The 24,996-nt window shown below is 40.6% G+C and carries 20 protein-coding genes; all 20 read right to left on the bottom strand.

All coding sequences use genetic code 11. From position 1 onward, the window contains the following. Positions 1 to 38: 38 nt before the first annotated feature. Positions 39 to 2,033: a glycogen debranching protein GlgX gene (glgX, locus tag ACPEEM_RS03830; RefSeq protein WP_424407824.1), complete on the bottom strand. Its 1,995-nt coding sequence runs from the start codon at positions 2,031 to 2,033 to the stop codon at positions 39 to 41. A gap of 67 nt (positions 2,034 to 2,100) precedes the next feature. After that, positions 2,101 to 4,293: a 1,4-alpha-glucan branching protein GlgB gene (gene glgB / locus ACPEEM_RS03825; protein WP_424407822.1), complete on the bottom strand. Its 2,193-nt coding sequence runs from the start codon at positions 4,291 to 4,293 to the stop codon at positions 2,101 to 2,103. A gap of 17 nt (positions 4,294 to 4,310) precedes the next feature. Further along, complete coding sequence (gene malQ / locus ACPEEM_RS03820; protein WP_424403192.1) at positions 4,311 to 6,419, bottom strand: 4-alpha-glucanotransferase; 2,109 nt, start codon at positions 6,417 to 6,419, stop codon at positions 4,311 to 4,313. A gap of 345 nt (positions 6,420 to 6,764) precedes the next feature. Beyond that, positions 6,765 to 7,256: a ClpXP protease specificity-enhancing factor gene (locus ACPEEM_RS03815; protein ID WP_424407820.1), complete on the bottom strand. Its 492-nt coding sequence runs from the start codon at positions 7,254 to 7,256 to the stop codon at positions 6,765 to 6,767. Positions 7,257 to 7,262: 6 nt separating this feature from the next. After that, complete coding sequence (gene sspA, locus ACPEEM_RS03810; protein ID WP_424403188.1) at positions 7,263 to 7,901, bottom strand: stringent starvation protein SspA; 639 nt, start codon at positions 7,899 to 7,901, stop codon at positions 7,263 to 7,265. A 205-nt stretch (positions 7,902 to 8,106) separates the two neighbouring features. Next, complete coding sequence (gene rpsI / locus ACPEEM_RS03805) at positions 8,107 to 8,499, bottom strand: 30S ribosomal protein S9 (RefSeq protein WP_424403186.1); 393 nt, start codon at positions 8,497 to 8,499, stop codon at positions 8,107 to 8,109. Positions 8,500 to 8,515: 16 nt separating this feature from the next. After that, on the bottom strand, positions 8,516 to 8,944 hold the full coding sequence (gene rplM / locus ACPEEM_RS03800; protein WP_005726289.1) for a 50S ribosomal protein L13: 429 nt from the start codon (positions 8,942 to 8,944) through the stop codon (positions 8,516 to 8,518). 292 nt (positions 8,945 to 9,236) lie between these two features. Further along, the gene (locus ACPEEM_RS03795; RefSeq protein WP_424407818.1) at positions 9,237 to 9,584 is read right to left on the bottom strand and encodes a YegP family protein; all 348 of its coding nucleotides are present in this window, start codon (positions 9,582 to 9,584) and stop codon (positions 9,237 to 9,239) included. 94 nt (positions 9,585 to 9,678) lie between these two features. Then, on the bottom strand, positions 9,679 to 10,326 hold the full coding sequence (locus ACPEEM_RS03790) for a GrxB family glutaredoxin (RefSeq protein ID WP_424403182.1): 648 nt from the start codon (positions 10,324 to 10,326) through the stop codon (positions 9,679 to 9,681). A gap of 31 nt (positions 10,327 to 10,357) precedes the next feature. Continuing rightward, entirely contained in the window at positions 10,358 to 12,382 is a 2,025-nt protein-coding gene (gene recD, locus ACPEEM_RS03785; protein ID WP_424407816.1) for an exodeoxyribonuclease V subunit alpha, read from the bottom strand. Further along, positions 12,382 to 16,065, bottom strand: a complete 3,684-nt coding sequence (gene recB / locus ACPEEM_RS03780; protein WP_424407814.1) for an exodeoxyribonuclease V subunit beta — start codon at positions 16,063 to 16,065, stop codon at positions 12,382 to 12,384. Before recB ends, recD begins: the two co-directional genes overlap by 1 nt. A gap of 83 nt (positions 16,066 to 16,148) precedes the next feature. Beyond that, positions 16,149 to 16,505, bottom strand: a complete 357-nt coding sequence (locus ACPEEM_RS03775) for a DsrE/DsrF/TusD sulfur relay family protein (protein WP_424403176.1) — start codon at positions 16,503 to 16,505, stop codon at positions 16,149 to 16,151. A 1-nt stretch (position 16,506) separates the two neighbouring features. Next, complete coding sequence (locus ACPEEM_RS03770; RefSeq protein WP_424403174.1) at positions 16,507 to 17,817, bottom strand: NCS2 family permease; 1,311 nt, start codon at positions 17,815 to 17,817, stop codon at positions 16,507 to 16,509. A gap of 230 nt (positions 17,818 to 18,047) precedes the next feature. Next, positions 18,048 to 19,145, bottom strand: a complete 1,098-nt coding sequence (locus ACPEEM_RS03765) for a lytic murein transglycosylase (RefSeq protein ID WP_424407812.1) — start codon at positions 19,143 to 19,145, stop codon at positions 18,048 to 18,050. Positions 19,146 to 19,155: 10 nt separating this feature from the next. Next, entirely contained in the window at positions 19,156 to 19,956 is an 801-nt protein-coding gene (locus ACPEEM_RS03760) for a glycosyltransferase family 2 protein (protein WP_424403171.1), read from the bottom strand. Then, positions 19,956 to 20,840 (bottom strand): glycosyltransferase family 2 protein, encoded by an 885-nt coding sequence (locus tag ACPEEM_RS03755; RefSeq protein ID WP_424407810.1) that lies wholly within the window; start codon positions 20,838 to 20,840, stop codon positions 19,956 to 19,958. The genes ACPEEM_RS03760 and ACPEEM_RS03755 overlap by 1 nt, the downstream gene beginning before the upstream one ends. Further along, positions 20,833 to 22,071 (bottom strand): hypothetical protein, encoded by a 1,239-nt coding sequence (locus ACPEEM_RS03750; RefSeq protein WP_424407808.1) that lies wholly within the window; start codon positions 22,069 to 22,071, stop codon positions 20,833 to 20,835. The genes ACPEEM_RS03755 and ACPEEM_RS03750 overlap by 8 nt, the downstream gene beginning before the upstream one ends. 1 nt (position 22,072) lies before the next feature. Beyond that, complete coding sequence (locus ACPEEM_RS03745) at positions 22,073 to 22,849, bottom strand: glycosyltransferase family 25 protein (protein ID WP_424407806.1); 777 nt, start codon at positions 22,847 to 22,849, stop codon at positions 22,073 to 22,075. 1 nt (position 22,850) lies between these two features. Beyond that, positions 22,851 to 23,777, bottom strand: coding sequence for a glycosyltransferase family 52 (locus ACPEEM_RS03740; protein ID WP_424407804.1), 927 nt, complete (start codon positions 23,775 to 23,777; stop codon positions 22,851 to 22,853). Then, positions 23,774 to 24,979 carry a flippase gene (locus tag ACPEEM_RS03735; protein WP_424403161.1) on the bottom strand — a complete coding sequence of 402 codons (1,206 nt, stop codon included), beginning with the start codon at positions 24,977 to 24,979 and terminating at the stop codon, positions 23,774 to 23,776. The genes ACPEEM_RS03740 and ACPEEM_RS03735 overlap by 4 nt, the downstream gene beginning before the upstream one ends. Positions 24,980 to 24,996 lie beyond the last annotated feature (17 nt).

Below are 24,996 nucleotides of genomic sequence, written 5' to 3'. Positions count from 1 at the left end.
CTAATATCAACCACCCTTATTTGTTGTTTACATATTACTTACTGAGTATTTAATTTTTGCAACACGCTAAAAGAGACATCCTCCAACTCAATCATACTGCCCTGAGCATTTAAGTTTGTTGCATGGTATATAACTTCCCAATCACCTTTTGGTAACAAAAAAGCTTGTACTTTTGCTTTTGTATTAATCAAAAATAGCCATTGATTATCTAAAACCACCTGTAACGCTTTTATTTCTTGGTTATGCCATTGTGCCTCTGTCATCGGCTCACCTTGCGGGTTAAGCCATTGCACATTAGCCTCTGACCACCAGACATCTTGTTGCAAACTCATGATTTGCTTTCTCAACGCAATCGTTTGCTTAACAACTTGAAATAATGAATGATTAAAATCATCCCACTTCAACCACGCAATAGGATTGTCTTGGCAATATGCGTTATTATTGCCAAATTGAGAATTACCAAATTCATCGCCCGCCAATAGCATGGGAGTACCATTTGCTAATAACAGACTAAGCAATAAACCTGTACTACTTAACATCCTTGCCTTTTCTACCGCACTTGGGACATCAGCAATACCTTCTACACCATGGTTATAACTGTAATTGAGATTGCGACCATCACGGTTTTCTTCTCCATTTGCCCAATTATGTTTTTCGTTATAACTGACTAAATCTCGCAAGGTAAACCCATCATGTGCAGTAATATAATTAATGGAACAATGTGGTTTGCGTTGTTCTCGTTGGAACAGCTCACTTGAACCCGCAAAACGTTGTGCAAAAGCCCCATTTTCACCACTTTTCCAAAGCCAAAAACGTGTCATATCATCACGGAAACGATCATTCCACTCGGCGAAATAGGCAGGAAATTGCCCAACTTGATAGCCAAAATCACCAATATCCCAAGGTTCCGCAATCAATTTACTTTGCTGCAAGCTCGGCACGGCAAAAATATCTTGGAATAACTGAGCATGAGGATGAAAGCCGCCTTCACCTTCTCGACCCAATACCGCCCCTAAATCAAAACGAAAACCATCGACATGACATTCTTCCACCCAGTAACGCAAGCAATCCACCACCCAACGTCGGGCAATTGGTGTGGATAAATTCACCGTGTTACCGCAACCTGTCCAATTGTAATAATCCCCTTGTGGATTTTTCCAATAGTAGGTGTCATCATCAATGCCACGCTGACTCAATGTCGGAAAACCTTGTTCAGATTCTGCCGTGTGGTTAAATACCACGTCTAAAATCACCTCAATGCCTGCTTGATGTAACGCTTTCACCATAGACTTAAATTCGGTTAACGGCGTACTATTTTCTTGTTGAGACCAATATTTCGGTTCCAGTGCAAACATCGCTAACGGAGAATAACCCCAGTAATTAGTCAATCCCAATTGTTGAAGATGCATTTCATCAAGCTGGTAATTAATCGGCAATAACTCCACCGCAGTAATGCCCAATTCTTGCAAATACGCAATCATGGTCGGATGGGCTAATGCGGCATAAGTGCCTCGAATCGATTCGGGCAAATCTGTCCGTAATTGTGTAAAACCTTTGACATTTACTTCATAAATCACTGTCTGTGACCAAGGGGTGCGTAAAGGTTTATCCTGTTGCCAATCAAATGCGGGATCCATCACCACCGCTTTCGGTGCGAGATGTGCATTATCACGGGGATCAGTTAAATCAAACCACGCACATTTCTCCATGGTGCTGAAATCGGGCTTACCCACGACACCTTTGGCATAAGGATCAAGCATCAGCTTGTTAGGATTGGTTAAAGTGCGGTCATTTTTACCAAAGATTCGATAACCATAAGTCATGCCCTCGGTAACATCACTTAACCAAATATGCCAAATGCCCTCATCGCCCCGTTGTAATTCAAATGTGTGTTCCCGACCTTCCGCATCAAACAAACACAGCACCACATTTTCGGCAATGCTTGAAAATAACGAAAAGTTGTAACCCACTTCTCCTTGTTCCGTTTGTTTTGAACACCCCAACGGATAAGGCTTCCCGCTTTTTATCTTCATGTTTTCAATCTATAACAGCATCATATATTCAAATTCAGGTTAAATACCCACCTGTCTGCACCAAGCTTTACTCTGCTTGATATTTCAAATAGATTGTCGCTAAAGGTGGAATGGAAATCGAAATAGATTGTGAACGATGATGACTTTCAATCGCTTCACTCACCACTTCGCCACAATTTCCTACATTCGATCCCTGATAAAATGCAGAATCCGTATTGAGAATTTCCACATATTTACCCGCTTGATTCACACCAAATCGATAGTCATGACGTGGCACAGGGGTAAAGTTACTTGCCACAATAATCCGCTCGCCTTTTTTGCTGCGACGCTCAAAAACAAACACGGAATTTTCACGATCATCGACAACCAACCAATCAAAGCCTTCTGGCGATCCATCTAACTCAAAGAGCGGTGCATTTTGTTGATAAATATGATTTAAGTCTTTAACCAATAACTGCACACCTTGATGCCATTTACCACCATGTGCTTCTTCTAATAAGAACCAATCTAAGCTTTCTTCGTAATTCCACTCTCGCCCTTGGGCAAACTCATTGCCCATGAATAATAATTTTTTACCTGGATAACCCCACATATAACCGTAATAGGCACGTAAGTTGGCAAATTTTTGCCAAGCATCCCCCGGCATTTTGCCGAGCAATGAACATTTACCATGCACGACTTCATCATGAGAAAGAGGCAATACAAAGTTTTCACTATATTGATACACCATACCAAAGGTCATTTGGTCATGGTGATATTGACGATACACAGGATCTTTTTTCATATAAGATAAGGTATCGTTCATCCACCCCATATTCCATTTAAATTGAAAACCTAACCCACCTTCTTTTGACGGTTTCGTTACACCAGCAAAGGAGGTCGATTCCTCTGCAATGGAAATTGCCCCTTCCATTTCAGATGCAATTTTCCAGTTCGTGTGTTTTAAAAACTCAATGGCTTCTAGATTTTCCCGTCCGCCGTATTGGTTTGGGATCCATTGCCCTTCCGCACGGCTGTAATCACGGTAAATCATCGATGCCACCGCATCCACACGAATGCCATCTAAACCGAAACGCTCAAGCCAATACAAGGCATTACTGGATAAAAAGTTACGCACTTCATTACGACCATAGTTATAAATTAAGGTGTTCCAATCTTGGTGATACCCCTCACGTGGATCGGCATGCTCATAAAGTGCCGTTCCATCAAAAGCCGCTAAACCATGTGTATCGCTTGGGAAATGCCCAGGCACCCAATCTAAAATCACATTAATCCCAGCCTCATGTGCTTTTTCAATTAAACGCTTGAAGCCCTCTGGCGTACCAAAACGGCTAGTTGGCGAATAAAGCCCTAAAGGTTGATAGCCCCATGAACCATCAAATGGAAATTCAGAAACAGGTAAAAATTCAATGTGTGTAAAGCCCATGTCTTTCACATAAGGAATCAATTCATCAGCGATTTGATCGTAATCTAACCAAAAGTTATTTTCTAAATTCCGACGCCAAGAACCTAAATGAACTTCATAAATTGAAATTGGTTGATCAAATTGATTGGCTTTACGGCGTTTTTCCGTCATCTCAACCACTGCAGGTAACATACTAATTTGTGATGCGGTATCTGGTCGTAATTGTGAACTAAACGCATAAGGGTCAGCTTTTAAACGCAATTGTCCGTGGCAATCAATTAATTCAAATTTATACAGTTGCCCTAATGAGGCTTTGGGTAAAAATAATTCCCAAACCCCACTTTTTAGGTGAAAACGCATCGGATGACGACGCCCGTCCCAGTAATTGAAATCCCCTACAATAGAAACCCGTTTTGCATTCGGTGCCCATAAGCGAAAATTCACGCCAGACACACCATCACATTCCATAAAATGAGCACCGAGAACTTCATAAGGGCGTAAATGCGAACCTTCGCTTAATAGCCAGTTATCTAAATCCCCTAGCATCGGATGAAAACGGTAAGGATCTTCAATAATTTGCGACTCCGCTCCCCAATAAACTTGTAATTGATAAGCAAAAAAGCTGTGTGTGTCAGGAATGACCGCCGCAAAAAAGCCACGCTCATCAATACAAGTTAATTCAACCGTATGATCACCGGTTTCATGATCAATCACCACAACCCGATGGGCATCAGGCAATAATGCCCGAACTTCAATGCCATTTTCGGTTTCATGCATGCCTAACACAGAAAACGGATCAGCATGTGTTCCTTCAAAAAATTGATTTATCACTGCGTGTGAAACTAATTGAACCATAACAAATCCTCAAATAATTAGCTGTTGGATAGATGACATTGCTGGCGAGCTTGTGTAATGCTCGTTAAAAACGAAGTGATATCTTCATCAGCGAACATCGTCTCTAACTCACAAGCCAATTTTTTACGCCAATTCGGATATTCTCTATCCGTGCCGGGTAAGTTAAATGACACTTCTTGACTCAGTAAATTTTCTAATTGCACACCAATTAACTGCGTACGACTTTGTGCAAGATATTGATGAATAACATAATTTAAATGTGCATGCATTGCCATGGATAAGGCATCTCCACCATAATCATCAGGTAAATAATGATCTCGATGTAAGGTATTTAACAAGGCTTGTTTATCAATGACGCGTTGATCATATTTTTGTTTTAACACCTCATCGCTTAACACGCCCAATTGTTTGAACAAACTTAAATCCACACAATGCCAAAAGCTCTGCAATGACGGCACATCATGTGTCCCAATGGTAGCAAAGGCTTTCAGTGGAAATGCCTCCCCAGCAGGATATTGATGTGCGGTTTGTGCAAAGTACAAAACAAAATAAGAAAAAATTTGAAACTCATTTAATTTTGACCGCACTTCATTCGGTACCGTACCGAGATCTTCACCAATCACCAAACAACGATTACGCTGACTTTCAATTGCTAAAATCGCCATCAATTCCGCAAATGGATAATGCACATACACCCCATCAGCTGCAGTTTTGCCTTTAGGAATTAACCACAAACGGAATAAGCCCATCACATGATCAATACGCAAAATGCCAAAATGCTGCATATTGGCACGTAACATATCAATAAAAGGTTGAAACCCCCGTGCCTTCAAAACTGCTGGATTATAAGGCGGTAAATGCCAATTTTGCCCAAAAGGTCCTAGGGGATCAGGCGGTGCCCCTACCGAGGCTTCCATGAAATATAAATCGGGATCAGACCAAACATCCACACTGCCACAGGAACTGCTTACAGCCAAATCACCATAAATGCCTAATGCCATGCCATGCTTTTGACAGCAAGCTTGCATTTCAGCTAACTGCTCTGACATCAGCCATTGTTGCCACGCATAACACTCAATGTGTTTTTGGTGTTTACGCAATAATTTCGCTTTTTCATCTGCCTGTAAATGTTGCCATTCTGCACGCCAACCTAACCAACCGATATTGTCTGACGACATTTCATCACGTTTTGCTTGATGATCTAACACCTCAAAGAGACCCTGTAACAATAATGCGTCGCCTTGTTCTTGCATAAATTGTTTGAATGCTTCACGGCGTTGCTTAATCTGTGCGGATTGACTTTGTTTTGAAAAATCAAAAAGCTGAAAAAGTGCGGTCTGTTTTAACTGTGTAACCGCCGTATAATCCACTAATTCCGCTTCTCTTAAACTCGCCAATTGTTGCTGTATTGACTCACTGGCAAACCATGTTTGCGTTTTTTTAGATAACTTAAATTCAGGCAAAGAGACAATATCTAAATAAATCGGGTTTAACCAACGACGAGATGAAGAACTATAAGGACTCGCCCATTCAGGCGTAGCGGAATACATCAAATGTAATGGATTAATACCAATAAAATTCACACCATATTGCGAGGCGTGTTCGATCAAATAACGTAAATCGGCAAAATCACCAATGCCCCAATTTTGTTTTGAACGCAAGCTATAAAGCTGAATATTCAATCCCCAAGTTTTTTCCTGTGCTAAAATCGGTGGCTGATAAGCATTTTTTGGGGAAACGAGCAAACGCACACGATAATGTTTTTTCTTATCGTTGATCACCAACAGATAATAACCATAAGAAAGCGAAGAAAGCTCAATTGATTGCGTGGAAAACGCCGAGGCTTTGGACACTAATTGCCCATTTTCAGAAAAGAGTTGGTAAGTAATAGAAGAGGAAGACAGACCGAGTTTGCTCACGTCATACTGAATCGGTTCGGTTTCAAAAAACACAGCAACATCATCGAAATATCCTGCTGATTTTCGCACCTTTTTCGAATCTTGAATGAATTCGGTGAAATACCTTAATGTTTCGGGACCCGCATGAATTAAATTGCCATCAATATCATAATGTGATGTCGCAATCCCTAATTTTTCGGCATTTTTCATCAAATCTGTAATATTCATTATTACCTGCCTAAAATGTGAATAATACTTGTATTTATTCTATCCAAGATGCTTACAAAGGCAACGACTTTTGTTTAAATTAGTGATCTCCGTCAAGAAGAATTAACAGGCAAAATAAAGAGGAATTTGAAAGAAAACAAAAAGTCTAAATGCGATTCTTTGGTATTTTCCTTATAAAATCAACAAGTAAGCTTGCATTTTCACCTCATGAATCTATTATGCAACGCATTTCAGTAAAAATAAAAAGGACTAAGTCTGTGCTACACAGAACTTAGTCCTTGAAATCAATTCCTCTCACCTTGAGAAGCCAAAAAAATGTGTATTTTTACAATGAATAAATACCCACTATTTAATAATTCTTAAATGGGAAACCCCTTTCTTTTCCCCTTTTTTTTCTGGTTTTGCGTCTGTTTTTGTCGCTTTTTCGGCATGCTCACCCGCTCTCGGTTTATCCACTGCCTCAACAAAACTCAAGGGTTGCTCAACACTCACAGGCTGATCTAATTCATCGTAAATTGATTCAGGTTCAAACATCACCCCATCACCATTTTCACGTGCATAAATTGCCAAAGCGGCACCCATTGGAATATAAATGTCTTGTGAAACGCCACGAAAACGTGCACTAAATTGAATACTGTCATTACCGAGTATCAAATTGCCCGTTGCATTAGCGGATAAATTCAAGACAATTTGACCATCTTTCACATATTCCACAGGCACTTTAACGCCAAAATAAGTAGCATCCACCACTAAATAAGGGGTGAAATCATTATCAATTAACCAATCATAATAAGCACGCAATAAATAAGGGCGTTTTGGGGAAGCACGGTATTCCATATAAAATTACTTCTCATCCATCAAATTTTTTGGGGCTGATGCACCTAGAGATTGCATAAATGAATCACGTTCAAAGACACGTGCCATATAAGCTTTAATGGCTTTACTGCCCGCACCCGTGAAATCCACACCAAGCTCTTGCATACGCCATAATAATGGAGCGACATAACAATCTACTAGGCTAAATTCATCATTCATAAAATAAGGTGTTTGGGTAAAAATAGGGGCAATCGCAAGCATTTCTTCTCTTAACTGTTTTAATGCGGTTGCACGTTCAGCATCTGACCCTTTTTCCGCTTTCACCAATGTAGGATACCAGTCTTGCTCAATTCGTAACATTAATAAACGACTTTTACCACGAGCAACAGGATATACTGGCATTAACGGGGGATGAGGAAAACGCTCATCAAGATATTCCATAATAATACGGGAATTGAATAAAACTAAATCACGATCAACTAATGTGGGTAAAGTACCGTAAGGATTCAACTCCATTAAATCTTCTGATACGACTTGAGGATCTACAACTTCCGTTTCATAAGCGACACCCTTTTCTGCCAATACAATTCTTACTTGGTGGCAATAAATATCTGTTTTATCTGAAAAAAGTGTCATTATTGAACGTTTATTTGCAGCGCTTGTCATCTATTCCTCCGACAGCTCTTAAATGAATTAAAATATCGTTATCATATACCTTACGATTAGGTATAACATCATATAAAAAATGGGTGTTTATTCTACCATAAATCAGGCTACATTTTCCAAAATTATCATAAAAAATTTTCTTTGCCGTAAAAAAAAATTGCAAGCCTTTTGGGCTTGCAATTGAATATAAAACGTAAATAAGAAATTAACGTTTTGAGAATTGTGGACGACGACGTGCTTTGCGTAAACCCACTTTTTTACGTTCAACTTGACGTGCATCACGGGTAACAAAACCAGCTGCACGTAATACAGAGCGTAAACTCTCATCATATTCGATCAATGCACGAGTGATACCATGACGGATTGCACCCGCTTGACCTGAAATACCACCACCTTTAACAGTGATGTATAGGTCTAATTTTTCAGTCATTTCAACCAACTCTAACGGTTGACGAACAATCATGCGTGCTGTTTCGCGACCGAAATAAACGTCTAAATCACGTTGGTTGATAGTGATTTTACCACTGCCCGGTTTAATAAATACACGAGCTGAAGAGCTTTTGCGGCGACCTGTGCCGTAGTTTTGATTCTCTGCCATATCCTAAACCTCGTGATTAAATATCTAAAACTTGTGGTTGTTGTGCTGCGTGGTTATGTTCAGAACCTGCATACACTTTTAATTTACGATACATTGCACGACCTAATGGGCCTTTTGGCAACATACCTTTAACCGCAATTTCAATCACTGCTTCAGGGCGGCGTGCGATCATTTCTTTGAAAGTCGCTTGTTTAATGCCACCTACATAGCCAGTGTGCCAGTGGTAAAGTTTATCGCTTTCTTTGTTACCTGTTACAGCAACTTTTTCTGCGTTAATCACGATGATGTAATCACCAGTGTCAACGTGTGGAGTATATTCCGCTTTATGTTTACCACGAAGGCGACGTGCTAATTCAGTCGCTAAACGACCTAAAGTTTTACCTGTCGCATCTACTACATACCAGTCGCGTTTAACCGTTTCTGGCTTTGCTACAAAAGTTTTCATTAATTAATTACCAATAAAATAATATTAATACCCAGTGTTTACTTCGCTTTTTATTGCTTATAAACACAACCATGAATCTTAATCAAGCACCCCTTCGAGTGTGATCTCGATAAATTAATGTGTGGTGGGAAATCCAACACATTGACAGGGTCGCAAGATTATACAAGAGAAAAAGAGGAAAAGCGACTATTTTTACTAGAAAGGAATCAGAAAAATATAAAATACGGGATAAGGAATAAAAAAATTTTGCGGAGAAGACCGTCTCCGCAAAATGAAATCGTGCTAATCGCCATTATTCTGCTTTCGCTGTGAGATCTTTAATGACAGTAGTGGCTGAATTTTTAATGACAGATTCCATGCCTTTTTGGGCTGAAGGTAGTGAAGCATAATATTGACTACGCCCTATTTCTTGGTGATTTTTCGCTTTCAAAATAAAATAGGGTTTATCATTTTTTGCCACTTTTACTTCAAAATTAGCCGCATCACCCCCATTTTTTTGAACAGACGCAATGCCATTCTCCGCTGCAGATCTTGAGCGATATAACTCACTGGTGAGAATCACTTGGCTATTTGCCGCCACCAAATTAAACATGAATTGACCGTCTTTCGCTAATTTTAGTTCATACCAACCTAATGCCATAATTTTCTCCTTAATTGAATATGCCTAATGAGCCAAAATTTGCTCATTAGGCAAGCATAGAAGCTTTAACGAAAATTGCAACCTTTTTAAACAATTAAATCGCTTGTTCTGTGTAAAGTTTGACTTTACTTAAATGTGACATGGTCTTGACATAATGATTTAACTTTTCAGGGAATGTTAATCCTTTCACACAAGTTAAATTACGTAAGATGGGAAAGACTAAAATATCTTCTAGCGATAATTCACGATTTAAAGACTGCTCACCGAGAACCAACGCCTCTAATTTTTGGAAATCTTCGTGCAATCTGGCTAAATATTCCTCTGTTTTTGCCCAGTGCATGGCAAAATCACCGATATAGTCGGTTTTCTTTTTCGTAAAATAATCAATCGCACTTTGTGTCGCAAATTCCGCAACATCAAGCTTCACAAAACGAGGCATTAACAGATAATTAGAATAGCTGGTGATATTGCTTAAGCGTTCTTCAATTTCGGGACGAACCTGCCCTTTTAACACAGGCTTACCGTCATAGTGATCAACATACTTCACAATATCTAAACTTTCTGGCATGGCATGTCCATCTTCTTTGATCAAAATAGGCACCACTTTTTTCCCGACTAAGCTGACGGGCGTTGCCTCATCATCATTGAGTATCACCTCAAGATCGACAGGTAAATTTTTTAAACCAAAAATCATCATCGCACGGACACAATATGGGCAATGATCAAAGACATATAATTTCATTGTTTATCTCCTTAAAAATGAATAATACTGTTTACACTTTACTGGATTTTGCCTGAAACTCAATGAGCAATTTCGCTAATCCGCTTTGTCGTTTAATGGGATTTTGTACCGCACTTTTCCAAATTTCCTGCCGACTGAATACGGTTAATCTTGTTTTTGCACGTGTAATGGCTGTATAAATTAACTCCCTCGATAAAATCGGATTCGGCTCTACGGGAAGCACAAAAAACGTGTGAGCAAACTCTGAACCCTGTGATTTATGCACGGTCATCACAAAGGCGGTTTCACAGCTAGGTACTCGGCTTGCCATGACCGTTTTATAATGTTCAGAACCTTGTTCAAACCACACTTTGCCGTCCCCTAAAAACAAACCAATATCCCCGTTATATAAGCCCACATGGCTATCATTTTGGGTAATCATCACAGGTTTTCCTAAATACCAGTCCCGTTCATGTTTGAAATGAAGCAACCCTTTTTGTTTTAAGCGATGGGCAATATGTCCATTTAATTGTTCCACACCGAACTCCCCAACACGAAGTGCGGTTAAAAATCGCACTTGATTAAAGGCAGCAAATAACGCAGAAAGCTGATGTTGCGATGGGGGCTGTGGTGAAGCCTTAAGTTTTTTCAGTAACAGTAAATATGCCTGATAATGGGCGACAGCACGTTCCACCACTAAATTGACGGCGGCGTTGACATTGAACTCAGCTTGCGTGCCTTGAGCTTGATGTTGGCACAACGCATTAAAATCGACCCACTCAATATCTCCAAAGTGTTCAAAATGCTGTAAGCTCTGGGTAGATTTGCCTTGATTAATTGCGGCGGCTAATTGCCCAATGCCTGATGTGTCAGAAAAACGGTGGCTATGATGTAAGCGACATAAACAGTCTCGAATCGGGTGTCCTTCTGTGGAAATGGGCACCTCACAATCAGCCACCTGTAATAAGTAGTCGGCTAATTCAGGGCTATATCCCTGTTTGGCAAACTGTCCGAGCTCACCAAGCATTTCACCTGCCTCCACAGGCGATAATTGATTTTGATCGCCTAACAAGATTAATTTGGTTTGCGGTTTCAACGCCTGCAATAATTTTGCCATAAGGGGTAAATCAATCATTGAGGCTTCATCCACCACTAACACATCCACTTGTAACGGATTTTGACGATGATAGGTTGTCCGTTCATCAAAAAAGCGTGTGCCAAGTAAACGGTGCAAGGTTTGTGCTGCCGTTGGAATTGATGCAATGATAGACGGATCTAATACGATATTTTCTCTTTCTTGCAGTGACTTTAAAGCACCATGGATAGATTCCGTTAAACGTGCCGCTGCTTTTCCTGTTGGGGCAACCAGCTTAATATTTAATTCGTGACAATGTAACTCTTGTAATGCTAATAATAAACGGGCGACGGTTGTGGTTTTGCCAGTCCCCGGTCCCCCTGTAATTAAACAAAAACGTTGACGTAATGCCGTCGCTACCGCCACTTTTTGCCAATTGACACCAGTTTGATGTTCAGTAGGGAAATATTTGGTTAAAATCGCCCGAATTTGAGCAGGATCTTGCAGGCTATCCCCTTTTTGTTTTGTTGGAAGGGGGGAATGTTGCTCCACACTTTCATTTTGTTGTGTGGCTTGTTGTAAATAGCCCGCAACACGGTATTCATCTTGCCAAATTCGATAAAAATAAAGGGCGTTAAATTGAAAAACGAGAGGGGCAATTTTAAGATGAGGATCTTCACTAAATGCCACATGATCACTTAAACAGGCTTGCCATTGGTTCACAGCAAGATGCCCCATTTTTTCTTGAATCTCCGCCACATAATGTCGTTCAAATTGACGATACGCTAAATTAAACGGGTTGCGTTGCAAACTGGCGTCTAAAAAAAGACAGGTGTTGCCTTGTTGATAGTTATAACTGCACAATGCCGCCAAGAACACCGCTAAATGGCGGACAGGTTCTGGCAAATTCTGTGCTTGTTTATTCGCAATCAGTTTGGCGAAGTAATAGTCCCCTTCCGTAATCACCTGCTGTTGTTTTAATTCATATAAAATCTCTAGCATTAAAATAACTCCTCTAGTGCTTGAATTAAGCCGACATCAGGTCGTGTAAAATACACGCCATACCCTGCTTTGCCTTGCATACCACGTAAAAAAGGATAAATCACGCCTCCGAAATGCTGTTCATAACAATAATGCGGATCTCGCTCACGCAAATAACGATGTAATGCCACAGTATAAAACAAATATTGCCAATCATAGTGTTGGGTTTGCATGGTGGTCGCCAACTTTTCTGTGGCATAATCTTGCAAACTTCCCCCTAATTTATTGGATTTATAATCCAGTAAATAATATTTGCCATCATGACGGAAAACGAGGTCAATAAAGCCACGCATCATGCCTTGAATGCCCTCACGGAGAATATCCAATTGTAAAGGTTCAGAAAGCAACCCATATTGTTCCAACAGATGATTAAATCGGTCCACATCAAACACCCGTTCTAACTTCAAATAAAACTCCAGTTCTTTTAAGCCATTTTCGGGTGCTAAATCCGACAAACGCAGATCCGTCTCGGTTAATAAAGGGGTGGATAAAATCTGAGTTAACCAATGTTGAAGAGGTTCAAACCAGTTTTCATCCAGTTCTAACTGCTGACAAAGTTTCTCCACTTCCGCCATCTCAACTTTTTGGTTCAAGGCATGGGTTTCAAAATACGCATGTAACACTTTCCCCACTCGAGTACCCGCAGGAAAATCAAAGGGGCTGTAACCTGCTGGATATTCTTCTAACACATCAGGCACAATATTCAGTAAATCAAGTTCAGCATTCTGTTCATCATCTTGCTCATGCCCCAAAAATGGCGAAAAATCCACCGCACTTTCGGCATAAGTCGAATGGATAGAATGACCTTGCCATTGCAGAGATTTTTCATGGAGCTGGCTGATGGCGGTAAAACTGCTGACTTGCCAATTTTGCTCAATCACACCATGAAACTGTGCAGCTTCTAATGTTCGATCTTCAAGGACTGGTTGTCTTGGTGGTTGTGTGGGTAAATCATCAAATGACTTAATGACCATATCGACTTTTGCACCCGCTTTTTGCTGAAATTCGCCCAAAATAGACCGCACTTCTGCCCCCTCCATTTTCCCTTCGGTCAAGACATACTGTAAGGCACTCCAGCTGGGTTTGAATGTTTCAGGCAAAGCAAAAGCAAGTTGATATTTTGCTCGAGTCAATGCCACATAAAACAAACGCATTTCTTCTGCTTTCTGTTCTTGGGCAATCAATGCTTGATGTTTACCTTGTATATCCCACAGGATTTTTTGGCTTTCCGCCTCGTAATAGGTTTGAATCACCGATTGGCTTTCCCTTGGCGGATTAGCAATAAAAGGCAACCAGACTAAATCATATTCCAATCCTTTGGACTTATGCACTGTCACAATTTTCACTAACTGTCGCTCACTTTCAAGGCGGATTTGTTGTCCGTCTTGGCGATCATCCCCTTGAATTTGCTTTTCAAACCAACGCAATAAACTGGCTGGGCTTTCGTTTAATCTGGTGGCTTCTTGCAATAATTCGGCAAGATGCAATAAATCCGTTACTTTACGTTCACCGCCCACCAACGCCAGTAAGTGTTCTGCCAAATGTTTTTCTAAAAAAAGCTGGTGCAACATGGCAAGAATCCCTTGCAGTTGCCAACTTCGCTGATAACGCACAAAATCCTCTACGGTATTGGTCCAACGTTGCTCATCTTGCTTGATGTGGCTAATTTCCGCACTGGTTAAGCCCCAGATGCGAGTACCAATCGCATTTAAGATATTCCGTTCACTAAAAGGATTTAAACAGGCGGTTAAAATCAGAAGTAATTCCCCTGCTTCAGGGCAATCAAACACATTACTGCGATCAGACAAATACACAGAAGCAATGCCTTGCTGTTGTAAGGCTTGCTTCACCAAATCAGCTTCTCCCCCATCTCGCACCAATACCGCAATACGCTCGGCTCGGATCGGCTCATCGCCCTTTTTTTCTGATCTCAACACAGCCTGATGTTGTGCTGCACCCTCTAACCAATTTTGAATGGAACGTGCACAAATTTGTGCCAATGTCCATTTTTGATCTTCATTAAAACGCGTACCACGGCTTTCACCGATGTCGCCAATATAGCAACGTAATGCAGGTTCTCTTTGCTGATTGACATAAAATTGGGCTTGATCAGGGCGTGCTAAGACAGGTTGAAATTGAATCTGATCATACAAGAAAGGATGGGGATCTTGAAAATCAAACAACGCATTGACACTACTCACTAACCGTTGCTCAGAACGCCAGTTTGTCCCTAACGTAAAGCGTGCCTGAGCTTGTTCTGCTGCCTGAAAGTAGGTAAAAATATCCGCACCACGAAATTTATAAATCGCCTGCTTGGGGTCCCCAATCATAATAAAGCCTGTTGGTGTCGCTGTTTGTTCTACATAAATTTTAGAAAAAATTTGGTATTGCTGAGCATCGGTATCCTGAAACTCATCAATCATGGCAAAGGGATATTGAAGACGGATAAATTGTGCCAATTCTTCCCCTTGATCGGCATAAAGTGCTTCTTTTAATAAGCGTAATAGGTCATCAAAGTTTTTTTCAGGATGATCTAATTTATATTGGATCAATAATTGTTGCACGCCTCGCAAGTAATGATATAACACGATTTTTTGATCCGTCTCCCCTTCACTGTTGTCAGCAATAAGATGATCGGCAAGTTCAAAAACAGAATGGGACAACGGTGTTGCCCCCTCATCGGCATAGTCATTCAGGGCTTGCTGATGAAAATATTTCACCAACACATCAGGCAGTTCGGTTTGTGAAGGCTGTTGTGCCCAAGCTTGCATTTTCTCAAGCCATTTAGGCACAAGATGACTTTTAAATGTAGTACGTTTGAGGGATTTCTTTTCCCCTTTTTTATAACTTTTCGCTAGCTCATCGAGAAACAATGCCTGAATGTCGTCGTGATACTGCAACCAAGTGTGTTTAAATTGTTGAATTTTCTTCTGTTTAGGTAACACATAATGGGTGAGAAAATCCGATAATGACAGCTTTAATACCTCTGGCTTATCGATTTCCACCGCTAAGTCAAAATAGGAAAGTGATGATTTTAATTGATGAAAAACGGCTTGCGGTGATCCTAATGTTTTATGGATATAGTGAGCCGCATCAAGGGGTAATGGATAGAAATGAAGACGCCAAAATTCATTGAACAGGCGTTGCAAGAGGTTGTCTTCCTCTTTGACTAACTCCAAATTGAAATGTACACCTGAATTAAAGGCATATTGCATTAACATACGACGACAAAAACCATGAATGGTATAAATCGCCGCTAAATCCATGGTTTGTTCTGCGATAGTTAAACGTTGAATCGCCAGATCAAGATCCTCAATGTGTTGAAGCAACGCACAAAGAAAATCATCCTCAGGTAAAGCCTGCTCCCCTTCTGTTTTGTATGCGATAAAAGCTTGTTTAGCTTGGTGGATCCGTTCTCGAATACGCCCTTTTAATTCCTCGGTTGCGGCTTCCGTAAAGGTCACCACTAGAATTTGTTCAACACTTAATGCCTGTGGAAACGGTGTCTCTCCCGTTTGCAATAACAAGCGTAAATATAAAGAGCCTATCGTATAGGTTTTTCCCGTACCTGCTGACGCTTCAATTAAACACACGGTATTTAAAGGGGTACGAATGGCATCGAGATTAAGCGGAGCATCCATCATCTTGTTTTCTTCTCTCCTGAGTAAGGCACTGGGTATTCAAAAAGGAAAGCGAAAAAGTGCGGTCTATTTCCCGCACTTTTAAGTTAAAAGTTTAACACTTTATCGGCTTCAACGGTCCAATCCGCTAATTCTGATAAGGTGCCAATTTCCACCCCTTCGGCGAGAGGTAACGCAGTGACACCCCGTGCATTGGTACAAGTCTTACACAACTTCACCGTTGCCCCTTGTGCAGTTAAAATTTCTAAGGCTTGTTGTAAATGATAACCTTCGGCAGGCTGTTGCTTGGCTAAGCCCCCTGTTACCGCATCTGACATTAAAAATAATTTTAAATCTACCGCACTTTTATGCTGATCTTGTAATTGCAATGCTAAACGTAAGGCACTGAAAAACGCTTCGTTACCATAAGGTGCTGCATGAATAATAAACAGAATTTTTTGCATATTAGCCTACCCAAATAAATTTTGCGATGAAAAGGAATGACACGACCCACACAGGGGCATTGACCTCTTTAATACGTCCAGTAAAGCCTTTCATGATGCAATAGCTAATGAAACCAAAGGCTATGCCTTCTGTGATGGAATAGGTAAATGGCATCATGGCAGCGGTAATAAAAGCAGGTGTCGCTTCAGTGAGATCGTCCCATTTGACACGAATCAAACTGGATGCCATTAAAATCCCCACATACACCAATGCCCCAGCGGTGGCATAAGCTGGCACGACACTGGCAAGTGGCGAGAAGAAAATGGTGAAAAGGAATAAAATCCCAACCACCACAGCCGTTAAGCCTGTACGTCCGCCCACAGAGACGCCTGCACCACTTTCAATGTAGGTACTGATTGCTGAGGTCCCCATATAGGAGCCCGCTACAGCACTCACACTGTCCACATAAAGTGCTTGTTTCATTTTCGGGAAACGACCATGTTCATCACTGAAGCCAGCTTTATCCGTCACGCCCAATAAGGTGCCTGATGAGTCAAATAAATTAACAAGCAAGAAGGAAAAAATAATGCCTAATAGTGCGGTGTCTAAAGCACCAACAATATCCACTTGCCCGACGACGGTGGTTAAAGAAGGTGGCAGCGAAAGCACCCCATTAAACGTCACATTAGGATCAATTAAAAACGCTAAGCCTGTAACAATGGCAATGGAAATAAGCACACCAGAATAAATCTTTCTCGCCGCAAGAACCACAATAATAAAAAAGCCTAGTATGCCTAATAACACTTTAGGATCATGTAATTCGCCTAACGCCACCAAAGTGACAGGGTTGGCGACCACAAGCCCCATGTTTTTAAACCCGATCAGGGCAATAAACAAACCAATCCCTGCCCCAATGCCAACACGCAACCCTTGTGGAATGGATGCCATCAGCCAATAACGCACTTGAAACAAGGTTAAAATCAGCAAGCCGATAGATCCCCAGAAAATGCTTCCCATACCAATTTGCCATGAATAGCCTAATTTCCCCACCACCACATAGGCAAAAAAGGCATTTAAGCCCATGGCAGGTGCTAAAGCAATCGGCAGGTTACTGAATAACCCCATGGCAATGGTACCCAAAGCAGCAATTAAACAAGTGGTGGCAAAGACCACTTGTTTATCCATGCCTGCATCGCCCAAAATGGAAGGGTTGACAAACACAATATACACCATGGTGAAAAAGGTGGTAATGCCCGCAATAATTTCAGTTTTTATTGAGGTTTTTTTCTCAGTTAATTTAAAAAATCGATTTAGAAAAGAGTGGTTTTCCATGATTTTGTCCAAGGTTATTGTAAAAAAATAAATTAAGACGTGATGAAAAACAGATAAAAAAGAAAGGTGTTTTTCCAGAGGATTCTAGCAAAAGAATGCTTGTGATGCATTGTTTTTCTGTCTTCCACGCTCACAAGCCCCCAGACAAAAAAACATACGGAGAAAAAGCACACAAATAAAAAGTGCGGTGTATTTTAACTCTGTTTTTAAAACGACCGCACTTTCACGCTTTACAAGCCCACTTGTTGCTTAATTCGATCCGCAAACATCCCAATACTGATAGCAAAATAATGGGATCGATTCCAATCTAGCAAGGTGCGGTAATTATTTGACACTAAAAAGGCTCGCCCCACCTCACGATCAGGTCGCACAAGCCATAGCCCTGTGGCAGAAAGTGCGGTCCATTTTTGCTGATTTTCAGTGGAAGGGAATTTCAGCATAATGCCCATTTTTTGCCAATCGGATAACGAACGTTGTTTTTCTTTTTCAATCCCCGCAAGGGCCAAATCCAAAGGTTGTGTGAGCACCACTTCCACGCCCCAAGGTAAATCCTTGTTCCAACCCACACTGCTTAAATAACGGGCGATGGAGGCAAACACATCATCATGATTTTTCCAAATATCTTTTTCGCCATCTTGGTTACCGTCTGTGGCATAACGTAAGTAAGAGCTTGGCATAAATTGCGTTTGTCCCATTGCTCCCGCCCAAGAACCAAGCATTCTTTGCCGTGAAATATCTTTGCGATCAAGCATTTTCATTGCAGAAACAAATTCTTGGCTAAACAGCGTTTCTCGACGTCCTTCAAAGGCTAACGTAGCCAGCACGGAAAGTACATCATAACTGCCTTGATAATAACCAAAACTGCTTTCCATCCCCCATAACGCCAACAGATATTCTTTAGGCACCCCAAAACGCTGACTGGCTTTTTCTAACGCCGTTTGCTGTTCCCAATAACGTTTTTCTGCCACGTCCACTTTCCGTTGTGTCAGCACACGATTGAGGTAATTGGTGGTGCCATTGGGATTTAAGCGAATAGGTTGATTCGGATCTTTAGAACGCACTTTGCCCGCTTGTTGACGATCTAAATCCACCGCTTTTTGAATATACTGAATCTGCTTTTGCTCTGAAAGGACTGCGTCCGACACGCCAGCCCCTTTGGCTTTCCCTTTTAAAAAATCCACATAGTCATCAAAATGTTCCACATCTCTCGACTTGCCATATTGAGCATCATGAGATAACGGGGTGAGGCTAGGTTGGTTTGAACAACCCGCGAAAACCAGACAAGCCAAAACGGTGCTGCTGGCTTTAAAGAGGGACTTGATTAACACGATAGCTTTCCTACTTTCTTAAAAATTGATAAATGATCTTTAATAATGAGGTGGGCAATAAACGAGGCAATGCCCGCAATAAAAAAGTGAACACGCCCCCGATTAGCCCTTGCAATTTTAGACGGTATTTCAATTTAAATAAACGCCACTCTGCTTTTGCTTGTTCCAGACCACGACGGCGGCCCACCATGCCATTTCCCACTCGGGCATAGACTAAAACGGACGACAAATTCGCCACTTTTTTACCACTTGCGACCAATTTAATCCACAAATAATAATCTTCTTGTAGATCTTCATATCCACCACAAGCCAACACGGCTTGTTTTTGATAGGCGACCGTCATGTGGTTAAATGGGCAACGTTTTTGCGTAAATTTCACAATCTCGGCAGTAGTGGTCGGCACATGGCGATAACTTACAATATCATCAACGGATTGCCCAAATTCAGCAATTTGTCCCCCGACAATCACCACGTCAGGTTGTTGCTCAATAAAATGGACTTGCTGTTCAAAACGGGTGGGGAGACAAATATCATCCGTATCCATGCGAAACACCCAATCATGGCTGCAATGTAACAACCCTTCGTTTAAGGCTTTCCCTAAGCCACGATTTTGTGGCAACTTCACCGTTTTAATGGGTAATTGGTGGTCAAATTGTTGCACCACTGTTTCTAATTCAGGGGTGACAGGGCCATCAAACACCAGCACAATTTCATCGGCTGGCAACGTTTGTGCTTGCAGACTTTGCAAACATTCCGTTAAAAACAAAGGGTTTTCTTTATAATATAAGGACATCAAAACGGAAAATTTCATTATGCAAACCTTTTTAGATGAATCGCCAATTTCGGTGAAAGTAACACCACCAAACTAATGATCAAATGCTTAAATGACCTTGTTTTTCGAAATAAAGCAAAATAATAATACGCCGCTTTACGGGATAAATTCATGATATGTGGATACGCCAACATATAAAGGGCATTTTGTTCAAATTGGCGAGCTTGGTGAGGGGTTTTCACATAACGCTGCTTAATTTCCGCTATTGCCTTTTCCGTATATTGGGTATGGGTTGACACACTCTTACGATGAGTATGAAAAGTACAAATGCTCAATGCCTTATCCACATAATGGGGCTTTACTTCTGCATGGGAAAACAGTTTGAGCAAAAATTCGTAATCTTCCAATGCCCGTAAATCCGTTGAAAGCCCTCCCACTTGTAAAAACAGCTCTTTTTTAATGCCAATCATCGGCATTCCGCCAATTTTATTTGCCAATAAGAGGTTTTCTAGCGTGAGTGCATGCGGATCCGAAAACGGCTGGGTGACATAACTAAACCCTTCATTCACCATAATGCATTTTGCTGGATGATAAATAAAATTGATGTCTGGGTATTGGCGAATTTGCTGGGCTAAATAAGCACATTTTTCTGGCACAAACCGATCATCATCATCTAAAAACAAAAGCCATGGTTGTTTCGCCGCCTTTGCACCAACATTACGGCTGGCTGCCGCACCTAAATTTTGTTGATTTCGGATCACCTGATAAACAAAAGGATAATCCTGACGAATCTCCACAGCAGGCTCAGAGCAATCATCCACAATAATCACTTCAAAATGATATTGGCTTTGCATTGTCAGGCTATCTAACAACGCAGGAATTTCCGCTTGGCGATTATAAGAAGGCACAATAATGCTAAACATGTTGTGTCTCCTTCATCATCAACAGGTTACGTTGCTTACCTTTTTCGCCAAATAAAGATAAAAACATGATCATCACAAACATGATGCCTGGAAAGGCATACGTATCGGCTTTAATATTCAACACACTGAAAATAAACAGGGTGGACAAAATAAATACCCAACTGCCACCAAACCAATTATCGGCCACCCGTTTAACAAAATAGGCGGTAAAGGCAAAACACACCAACAAATAGCCCACGCCACCATATAAAATTTGGCGAAGAAAACCCGAATCTGTCGCACCATAATATTTCCCGTCAGGCGTGAAATAATCGCCTTCCCCAAAAATCATTTGCTGTATGGTAGGAAGAAATAAATGATTGCGGACTAAATTATCCGATGAGGAACTTAAACGTGTAACATCATGATGAGACAGTAAATTAATGACAGGCTCAAACGCATGAGCAACATATTTATGATCAGCAAATTGCAAGGCTAAAAAGAGAACAATTGCCGCAAAAAGCAATAACGCAGGTAAATAACGCCACTTAAAATACAGCACTAAACTGAACAGCGACAACATAAAAAAGGTTCGCCCTGAGATCACCCCAATACAAAGCAAGAAGAATAAAATAATTGGCGACATGCCTTTGCCTTGCTTATGGTAGGCTAATAAAAAGTGTAATAAAAACAAATAAAAAATGCTTAATTGGAAGAAGGCAGAAGACGTCAGATTATATAAGCGATATTCTTGTTCGGAACCATAAAAACGGGGTAATTCAATATGGCTCAATAACCCCAATTCAATAAAGTAAGACACGCCCGCTAAGGCAAACAACCCAATCACGGCTTGAACAACAATACCAATATTTAAATCACGCACACATTGGTATTTTCCTGCTGAATGATGATAAAACAGATTGTATAAACCGATCCCAAACACAAATAAAATCAGGCTTTTCACATACATTTTGATCACGCCCCATTCCCCCGTGCCATGAAATAACATCGGGATAGCACTTATCCCAATCAACATGACTAACACCACCAGACTGTCAACAGGCACCATGATACCTTGCCATGCATGGGGAAGGGGTTGTGCACTCTCCCCTTTCAACACATAGGATTGTCGAATGCGATAGGTGCGATACGCTAATGCCAACATCGCAAGTACACCCACAAAAAATGCCATGCGGAAAAAATGCATTAACCAAGGATCATATAAATAAAAGAGGTTAAAAAGGGCTGACATGTTACTTTCCTAAATTTCGTTGAATGGCAAGCAATTTTTTTAGCGGATACTTCAACCACTTTTTCCATAAAGGATGGGCTATTGAACCTCGCAAGCCTTCCAAATTGCTCATTAAGGCAGGATTTTCAATCGCCATTAACGGACGAACGATCAAAATATCCAGTTTAAATTGTTGTTCAAATAACAGAAAATCATCGGCTAACCAATAAGGGGATGCCTGTTCAAGTTGCGTAAGAAAACGTTGTGCCGCAGATTTTTTGATTAAATATGCCACCGTTCCTGCAAAATAAGATCGGTAAGGATAGGCATAGCGAAACCCTGTCTTTGCCACCGGTTTACAGCAAAAAGAAAAGGTGGTGGGATAATTTCTTTCTAATTCGGGATCATTAAATGTCGCAATTTTGGATTGACCAACCAAAATCATATCCGCTTGAATGTTTTGCTGTAAAAGTGCGGTGAGATTCTGCTGAAAATCCGCACAAAACAACACATCGTCTTCACAGACCAAACAATACGCTTGCTCAGCGATTGCTGAATCCATCACTATTTTTTGATACACACCAAGATGACTCAAGGTACAACCAATTTCCCCTTTGCTCACCTCACGTGCATAACGTTGTTGAAATCGCTGAAAGTCAAAAAGTGCGGTCAGTTTTTCGGGCGTTTCCTGCATGGTATTAATGGCAGAAAACACCTCGAAATCCTGCGTATCGGCTTGGCGAAAAAATAATGCTCGACGTGCCTGATCTTTATCTAAGGAAATTAAAAATTTTTTCATTTCATTCTCTTATATCTATGACCTGTACCCCCACTTCATCGAATAGCTCATAACAAGCATCAAAAGCAGGATTACCGGTATCAATTTTTAATGCCACCACGTCAATATTGGGGCTTTTATGCATAATATTTAAGATTGCACTACTGAAATAGGTATATACACGGTATTTACGATGTTGGCATTGTTGCAGAATATAGTCTTCAAAAATCAATTCGGTTTCAATATAGTCCACCTTGTCCAAACGGTATTTTTCCCGAGGATGCGGTAAATAATATTGAATATTAAACTGGGCAATCACACGATTGGCTAATGCAATATTTTTTTCATCATCAAAAAATACGGGCTGCCCTAATAACAGTGGAATATATTCCCCGTCCAATGCACAAGCCTCGCTGGCTGGGACGAAATTGATATATTGTACATTCTCAATAATATTGTTAAACCCTGGATAAATGCTGTAATGCGTTGTCGATAAAGATCTTAATTTTTGAATGCTGTATTGATTACCTAACAACACATTGATCAGCTTTCGCGTGAGATTGGGTTGTTCATTTTGTAAAAATAAGCTGTTTTTGACAATATTAATGGTGCCATCATCAAAGGTATTTAATTGGTTAAACTTGACGGCACTGAGCAAAAATTGAATTTGTAAATCGTTAATATTGGCGAGAAAAACACGATCAAAAGACTGCCCACAAAACTTGGCTTTTAAATACACAATTTCTTTTAACAGATTAAAGCGATCATTATGCTGGGTCATGCGAAAAAAATGCGTACATTGTTTCGCTAAACGCTGCCCATAATAATCAAATTTCTTATTGCTCACCGTGGCTAACATCACCCCATAAAAGGCTTCATGAGGATATTGTGCCATCACTTTTTCTGCAATCAGCACCTGCAACGGCGTGCAGCAAATGATTAAATTCATACAGTTTTTCCTACTTTCGCAGTCATAATATACAGCACGGGCAGAATCATCACCGCCCCAATAATGCTCGCATAAGGAACATATTCAATTCGTGTCAACATCAATAACACTAAACTTATGGCATAAATCACCGTGGATAAGACAGAACAAATAGAAATAAGTTTATTTTTTCCATAATAAAACAGGTAATTGACCAAAATGAGATAAGGAATCGCCAATGTCGTCGCAATCAAAAAGAGGATAATGTAGTATTTTGTGCCGATAAATTGATCGCCCAATAACCATACCACAACCGATTCAGGAATCGCCCACATGACCAAAGCAGGAATAGGAACAAGCAACAAACTGAATCCTGCCCATTTATGAATATCGCCCACCAGCATTTTTTTCTGTTTAAAGGCTTCAAAAAAATAAGGCACTGTCGCACGGTTAATGGCTTGAATCGCAATCATCAAAATGGCTGCCATTTGAGCCCCCATCGCATACAAGCCTAAATCCGCCTCGCTAAACTGATGGTAAATAAAAATACGATCCAATTGTCCACGCAAAAAGAGGCTTACATTATGAAAAATCAAGGGGAAACCAAACCCACATAAATACCATAAAGCACTTTTATATTGGGAAAACCGAAAACACTTAATTTTGGTTTTGCGGCTATATAAAAGATAGGCAATAACAAAAGCAATAACATGCCCCAACAAGATCGCCAAAATCCGCTTTTCCACTAATTCTGTGTCATAACATTCCAGCAATATGACAGTGAGCACCGTGGAAACCGTCGATAACAAAAACTGGATCACCGAATACGCCATCGCTTGTTTTTGGCATTGTCGTACACTGAGCTGTACATTTAAAAAAGATTGGAAAATGGCGGAAATGGCTAAATACGCCATGATTTCTGAACGGAAAATCGCACAAAAGACTAAAATAATCCCACCGACAAACAAGGTGTAAGCGTAACCTGTCGAGACCACTAAATTGAGTGAGCGTTTGCCATAAAAATAAAAATAACGCGCAATAGCCCCTTCTTGGCTTAAGCCTACGATGATCAAAAATAGGGATAAATAGGTCTGGAAATAAGATAATTCACCAAAACCTTCTGCCCCTAATTTACGGGATAAATAAGGCAAAAGTAGAAAAGGAACCACCTTAGAAAGCAATTCACTAACTAGATAAATTGCACTGTCTTTAATGACTTTCATTTGTTTTACACGATCTC

The organism is Pasteurella pantherarum (assembly GCF_049670885.1).
Taxonomy (GTDB): domain Bacteria; phylum Pseudomonadota; class Gammaproteobacteria; order Enterobacterales; family Pasteurellaceae; genus Pasteurella.
This window is presented reverse-complemented; position numbering and strand designations above follow the sequence as displayed.

Coding starts and splice junctions, on each gene's coding strand:
- ACPEEM_RS03740 (WP_424407804.1), bottom strand. CDS start 23,777: ATGAATTTAATCATTTGCTGCACGCCGTTGCAGGTGCTGATTGCAGAA.
- ACPEEM_RS03815 (WP_424407820.1), bottom strand. CDS start 7,256: ATGGAATACCGTGCTTCCCCAAAACGCCCTTATTTATTGCGTGCTTAT.
- rpsI (WP_424403186.1), bottom strand. CDS start 8,499: ATGGCAGAGAATCAAAACTACGGCACAGGTCGCCGCAAAAGCTCTTCA.
- ACPEEM_RS03735 (WP_424403161.1), bottom strand. CDS start 24,979: ATGAAAGTCATTAAAGACAGTGCAATTTATCTAGTTAGTGAATTGCTT.
- ACPEEM_RS03755 (WP_424407810.1), bottom strand. CDS start 20,840: ATGTTTAGCATTATTGTGCCTTCTTATAATCGCCAAGCGGAAATTCCT.
- ACPEEM_RS03750 (WP_424407808.1), bottom strand. CDS start 22,071: ATGTCAGCCCTTTTTAACCTCTTTTATTTATATGATCCTTGGTTAATG.
- recD (WP_424407816.1), bottom strand. CDS start 12,382: ATGCTAGAGATTTTATATGAATTAAAACAACAGCAGGTGATTACGGAA.
- ACPEEM_RS03775 (WP_424403176.1), bottom strand. CDS start 16,505: ATGCAAAAAATTCTGTTTATTATTCATGCAGCACCTTATGGTAACGAA.
- ACPEEM_RS03745 (WP_424407806.1), bottom strand. CDS start 22,849: ATGAAAAAATTTTTAATTTCCTTAGATAAAGATCAGGCACGTCGAGCA.
- ACPEEM_RS03795 (WP_424407818.1), bottom strand. CDS start 9,584: ATGGCATTAGGTTGGTATGAACTAAAATTAGCGAAAGACGGTCAATTC.
- recB (WP_424407814.1), bottom strand. CDS start 16,065: ATGATGGATGCTCCGCTTAATCTCGATGCCATTCGTACCCCTTTAAAT.
- ACPEEM_RS03770 (WP_424403174.1), bottom strand. CDS start 17,817: ATGGAAAACCACTCTTTTCTAAATCGATTTTTTAAATTAACTGAGAAA.
- glgB (WP_424407822.1), bottom strand. CDS start 4,293: ATGGTTCAATTAGTTTCACACGCAGTGATAAATCAATTTTTTGAAGGA.
- sspA (WP_424403188.1), bottom strand. CDS start 7,901: ATGACAAGCGCTGCAAATAAACGTTCAATAATGACACTTTTTTCAGAT.
- ACPEEM_RS03760 (WP_424403171.1), bottom strand. CDS start 19,956: ATGAAATTTTCCGTTTTGATGTCCTTATATTATAAAGAAAACCCTTTG.
- ACPEEM_RS03790 (WP_424403182.1), bottom strand. CDS start 10,326: ATGAAATTATATGTCTTTGATCATTGCCCATATTGTGTCCGTGCGATG.
- glgX (WP_424407824.1), bottom strand. CDS start 2,033: ATGAAGATAAAAAGCGGGAAGCCTTATCCGTTGGGGTGTTCAAAACAA.
- rplM (WP_005726289.1), bottom strand. CDS start 8,944: ATGAAAACTTTTGTAGCAAAGCCAGAAACGGTTAAACGCGACTGGTAT.
- malQ (WP_424403192.1), bottom strand. CDS start 6,419: ATGAATATTACAGATTTGATGAAAAATGCCGAAAAATTAGGGATTGCG.